The 5,909-nt window shown below is 34.2% G+C and carries 5 protein-coding genes; all 5 read right to left on the bottom strand.

The genetic code is table 11. The features are described from left to right. Positions 1-430: hypothetical protein (locus ACLUJM_RS12490; protein ID WP_412412943.1), on the bottom strand; the 430-nt coding region annotated here is incomplete at its 3' end. Positions 431-523: 93 nt separating this feature from the next. Further along, positions 524-1,588, bottom strand: a complete 1,065-nt coding sequence (locus ACLUJM_RS12495) for a polysaccharide pyruvyl transferase family protein (protein ID WP_217737698.1) — start codon at positions 1,586-1,588, stop codon at positions 524-526. Between the two features lie 449 nt (positions 1,589-2,037). Continuing rightward, positions 2,038-2,841: a Coenzyme F420 hydrogenase/dehydrogenase, beta subunit C-terminal domain gene (locus ACLUJM_RS12500; protein ID WP_412412944.1), complete on the bottom strand. Its 804-nt coding sequence runs from the start codon at positions 2,839-2,841 to the stop codon at positions 2,038-2,040. Next, positions 2,822-4,354, bottom strand: coding sequence for an oligosaccharide flippase family protein (locus ACLUJM_RS12505; RefSeq protein WP_217737700.1), 1,533 nt, complete (start codon positions 4,352-4,354; stop codon positions 2,822-2,824). The genes ACLUJM_RS12500 and ACLUJM_RS12505 overlap by 20 nt, the downstream gene beginning before the upstream one ends. Positions 4,355-4,995: 641 nt before the next feature. Next, positions 4,996-5,909: UDP binding domain-containing protein (locus ACLUJM_RS12510; RefSeq protein WP_412412945.1), on the bottom strand; the 914-nt coding region annotated here is incomplete at its 5' end.

The following is a 5,909-nucleotide window of genomic DNA, read 5'->3' on the forward strand; positions in this document are numbered from 1 at the left end:
CTTCTACATCCTTTGTTCCTACAAGAGGTCCGAACACGTCTCCTATACCGTCTTTAAGGACTTCTGCTCCAAAAGTAGCACGAATATATCCCGCTTTATCGCATCTTTCTGTCATATTCTCTCGCCACATAACATACATTTTCCCATTGTCATAGAATAGTGTAGGATCAGAGTTGTAACCTTTTGCTGGCTGTCCTTGCACCTGATAAGCTACTATCCAGTGTGTAGGAGGGTTGTTCGTCCCATTGTCTCCATAACAGAGTATTGGATTCTCTGTCTTGTCGTTAGCAGCATAATAAGGCGTATAGACCATCCACCACTTATGACCAAGATAACCTTCAGGAACATACCTTACACAAGGATGTACAACATCGCCATGATTTATATCATCTTCAAAAGGCTCATGAATACATTCTACGCCGCTTGGCATTATTCCACATTTCTCTCTCTTATATATATGATATTGAATTTTCCGATAAATAGACAAAAAATATCGCACAAATTTCATAATTATGATAACATACTATTTTTGAGACAGCGATTTGAGCAGATAATCAACTGATTGGGAGCGCAATTCAGTCAACGTTTTCTCAACATTTGAATAATCAATATAAGAATCAAAAAAATCGGGATCAAAAATATAATTTTCAGTAACTAATCGATTCTCTAAATGTAACAACGATAATAAAGAAGTGAAACGCGTTTTACCTCTATTCTCATTACAAATAACAAGAAATTGTTTATGAAAAATAATAGAAAACACCATCCCATGAAAAGAATCAACAACTACAAATTTTGCGTTTTTTATTGAGCTGATCCAAGTTGATATAGGTTTATATAAATGAAATTTAGATTTCCCCCTTACATAAAGTTCAAACCTTTCACTATGTAAGTAATCACAAATTCTATTTATTAGCAAATCCTTTTTAGGATTTGAGTCTAATACATATGTCACAATTTTATCACTACCTTTTTTTGTATTTACTAATATGTCATAATCGGATTTCTTTAGTAACAATGTTGGATCAACAGTTAATCTTGCATTTATTTGAAAAATTCTATTGCACATTTCAACCCCAGAATCTTCTCTCACAGAAACAGAAGAAAACCCTTGAAGCAATTTAGAAACTAATAAAGTATCTTCTTTTGTACCTTTCCAATTATCAGTGCCAAATGATGCAGAATATGCTATTAACTTAACCGATGAGTTTTGCACACAACCACCAAAGAAATCAAGATCCGCCTGTCTAACATTTTCAATTCTCCAAATCTGATCGCTTCCAAACACCACAGCTTCAAATTTATTACTATTTATATAGTTGCTCAATTTAGAGCTCAACCTAAATATTTCGCTCCGACATAGATGATTGTTTAAGAACCTATTAAAGTCGCGGCAACAAATATTATAATAAATCCATCGAATAAAATTCTTGCCAAATTTAGTTTTTTCTTCATTCCATCGTCTGTCAAGAAGTTCTGTGTCATACCCATTTGCACACAAAAAATGATTTAAAGCCCACAATTGTAGAATCCATCCATAATTAGGCTCAAAAGGTAATGTTATTATACCTATTTTCTTTTTCTCCATAACATAATTAAGTAATCTAAATGAAAATTTATTAGATGTAAAAAGATATTATCTTTAAGTTTCTGCATCTTCGAATAATGGGTATTTTTCTTAATACACTTAGTCAATTCCATTTTATCCTCCAAATATTCTTTCCAAAAAATCTTACTATTGCTACTTTCAATTTCGTCAACAAAAATATTTTTATTACTATTATATATAGGAGTAAAAAAATGTTCAGCTATAGGGATAAACCCTTCCATTTCTTTTATAAAAGATAAAGCCTTGAATGATAATGCAAAAACTAAACTTACACCTTTATCGTCATTAATTTCTCTATTTATACTATCTATATTCCAAAAATCACCAAGGAGAAAGTCAGAATTAGATTTAAAATTTCTAGAAGGACATTTGTAGCACGATGATCTTAGATATAAATTTTGTAAAAAACCTCTTAAAAAGACGTTTTGTTAAAGAACATCATGACACAAAATATTATCTTTAGATGGTAAAACCGAATTTCTGTCTGACCTAAAAACAGACTTTGTACGAATGATGAAACTGTATTTTTTCCAACCTGCCATTTTATCTCTAAATGAGATACCGGATAAATTCGGTATTTCATTTAGAGATAACGAAACCGTATTTTTTCTAATTCTGTCCCTCGGGCAAAGTATATGTTTAAGATAATCTCTCCAGACGAGTGGGCTTGGCACTCCATGACAAATCACATCAATAGTAAGTAAATTGGGGTAATCTTTTCGCAAAAATCTTTGTAAACCTGCTATTTGACATGGCGTTCCTGTAAAAAGCACTTCTCTACCATTTTTCAAAAACAATTCAGCTTTTTTAAAATTATTACCTATTCGTGATTGAACATATTTTGAACCTCTAAAAGTTTCAAGACCCTCAATAGTATCGGTGAAATCATGGACGACTTCCCATTGTTCATTAAATCGAGCACCAAAAACCACTCCACCGTTGTTAATTATCCGTTCTGCAATCATCGAAAAGATCCCACCGGACGAACTCTTTAATCTTACTTTCTCATTTGTATTCTTTGCTGCAAAGACCTTTAGTGGCTTTCGAGGTTCAGCCTGATTAATCACAGGACAAGCCATTTCACATAACTTACAATCGATGCATTTTGAAGTGTCAACATGAGGATAGAGAAACCCTTTTTCATCTTCATGCATAGCAATACATTGTTTAGGACAAAGTGCAGCACAAGCTGTACAACCACAGCAGTTATATTTATCGGTGATAAAAATCATTTTTTATAAAAAGTTTCATTAACGGAGACAACATTAATTTTCTCTCATTTCTATTCATCCCAAACTTACAAAATAGTGGAATATAAACTACTGAGAATATCATTATCCCTATGACAAATTGTGAAAGAGTCTCAATAGGGAAAAATCTCAATATAATTATTGAAACGGAGCAAATAATGATAGGAATCATACTCATTTTTGATATTTCTATCCAAAATCTCTTAATGTCTATTCCTTGTTTACGCTGATAATAAATATTCATAATAAGTATTTGTCCTACGATTAATGCTCCAGATATTGCAGAAGCACACCCTATACCTCCAAAATATTTCGTTAATGGAATTTGTAAAACAAAACTGCCTAATGCTATGATTATATAAATCATTGACCTAAATTTCATTTGATTTCTTGCTTGAAGGATTGTTATTCCTATATTTTGTATTAATGGAACCGTCAAAGGAACAAAGAATAACAAAGCTATATAATAGGCATCAGCATATGATTCTCCAGCCCAAAAAGAAATGAATTGCCGCCCAAATACAACAAAGCCAGATAGAATAAACGCTAAAATAGTATATTGGATTCTTCCTGTACGCAAAAATAAATCAGAAATTTCTTTCTCATTATTGCTTTTAGCAACCATAGCCATTACTTTAGGCAGGAACACACCTGATATAGCTGTAGAGAACATCATATACATTCCCTGCAACTGAATAGCGACAGAGAACACGGCTACGGCTAGGGTTCCGACTAAAGCGCCAAGCACAAATTGCCCAGTATTCCAATATATCCTATCCATTATTACATTCAAAAAAATCCAAAAAGAATATATTGCTACTTCTTTCAAAAAGGATCTATTTATCTTGCCAAAAACAATTTTTATCTTAATTCGATACTTACAATAAAAGACATTCAACAGTAAGACAATTATGTTACAAATGGTGACAACAACAACCATTGCAATTGCTTTGTATCCTATACTTAACAAATAAATCATAACTATCGTATTTATACATATTCTAAATATTTGTACTATCCTCAAGAATATAAAGTCCTCATATGCAGTTATTATTGCTCCATATATACTAAGCGGAAATGTTACTGCTAGATTTAGCACCATCAACAATATTATTGTTCGAGACTCTTCTATTTCAACAGCAGTTAATGTTTTTCCAAAAATATTAGATACATTAAAATATAACAACAACCCTACACCCAAAGCCATTATGCCAATCACACTATAAAGAACCGTGAACATTCCAAACATAGAATACTGTTCGTTCATTTTACCTTCTGCTCGAAACTTGGCCGTATATCGAATAACTGCGTTTCCAAAGCCTAAATCTAACATGGATAAATATGCAATTAAAGATGCCGCAAGTGAATATAACCCATATTCATTTTGACCAAGCATACGTAGCATATATGGAGTATATGCGATTCCAACCAGAGCATTTAGACATAGAATTACATAATTTAGTATTGCTCCAGCTTTTAGTTGATTAACTGCCATTTTTCTTCTCAAAATTTAGCACATGCTTTTTGGGGGATACTTAATATATAATCCACTCTAGTTCATAGTTGTCAAATTCGTTGTCCTTAATTCCTTTAGTATCATAAATCTCGATCATCTATAACTATTTTTCTTTCATTATCCTCCATTTGAAGACCTCAATGCTAGACATTTTAAACTCTTTCCATTCAGCAACAAAAAGAAAGGGGAACTACATCAAGAGGTAGTTTTATACACATATTCTTACAATACACTATCTTATCACCTATGCATTGACCACGTTCCAATATTTCGATTTGCTAATGCTTCAATAATCTTATCAATACCAAAACTGGAACTTCACGCATATCTCTATTTTTGACTTATATGCAAACCTCACATTGCGATCGTTTTACCCTTATCAAGATTGTTTGATTACCTTATTTTAAATCGAACAGAACACAAATACTGTTTTTAAAGTCAACAATATTATTCCAATAGAAATATCAAATATAGAGTATATCAGTTTAAGCTACCAAATTAACCACCACATCAAATCAGTAGTCACGAAGCGACAATTAATATAATTCGCCAATCAAGTAAAAGTTTCCTTTGATTAAAGTGTCAGTGCGCTTAAGTAACTAATATTATCTGGAAAATGGCTAATCTCTACGGAAAATATCACGTGTAAATACCTTCCCCTTCACATCATCCAGGCAAACATCATAACGGTTGGCAATGATGGCATCGCTCATCCCTTTGAACTTGACCAGGTCATTAACCACCATACTGCCAAAGAATGATGTACTGTCTTCCAGCGTAGGTTCATAAATAATGATCTGAGCCCCCTTGGCCTTGATGCGTTTCATCACACCTTGTATAGACGACTGTCGGAAATTGTCGGAGTTTGATTTCATCGTGAGGCGAAATACGCCTATTACAATTTGTTGTTCTTTCTGTGCGTCCCACTGGCTGGATGCGGTGTAATAACTTGTTTTCCGCAATACCTGGTCGGCAATGAAATCCTTGCGGGTACGGTTGCTCTCTACAATGGCCGACATCATATTCTGGGGAACATCAGTATAGTTAGCAAGCAACTGTTTGGTATCTTTAGGCAGGCAATAACCACCATAACCGAAACTGGGATTGTTGTAATGGGTACCGATGCGCGGATCGAGTCCCACACCCTCTATGATGGATTGGGCATCCAATCCTTTTACTTCAGCGTATGTGTCAAGTTCATTAAAGTAGCTAACACGAAGGGCGAGATAAGTATTGGCGAAGAGCTTCACCGCTTCTGCCTCTTTGATACCCATAAAAAGAGTCGGGATAGCTTCTTTGATAGCTCCCTCTTGTAGCAAAGCAGCAAACGTTTTGGCAGCTTGTTCAAGCATGGAGACATCAGCAACTGCTTGAATAGCCTCGTTCTCTGTACCAAACTGGTTACCATTCATCATCTTAGGAGAGCCTACAATGATGCGGCTGGGATAGAGATTATCGTAAAGTGCCTTGCTCTCGCGAAGAAACTCGGGAGAGAAAAGCAAGTTAAGCTGCTTGACTCCTCGCTGTGCATACT

Source organism: Finegoldia sp. (assembly GCF_046991905.1).
Lineage (GTDB): Bacteria > Bacillota > Clostridia > Tissierellales > Peptoniphilaceae > Finegoldia.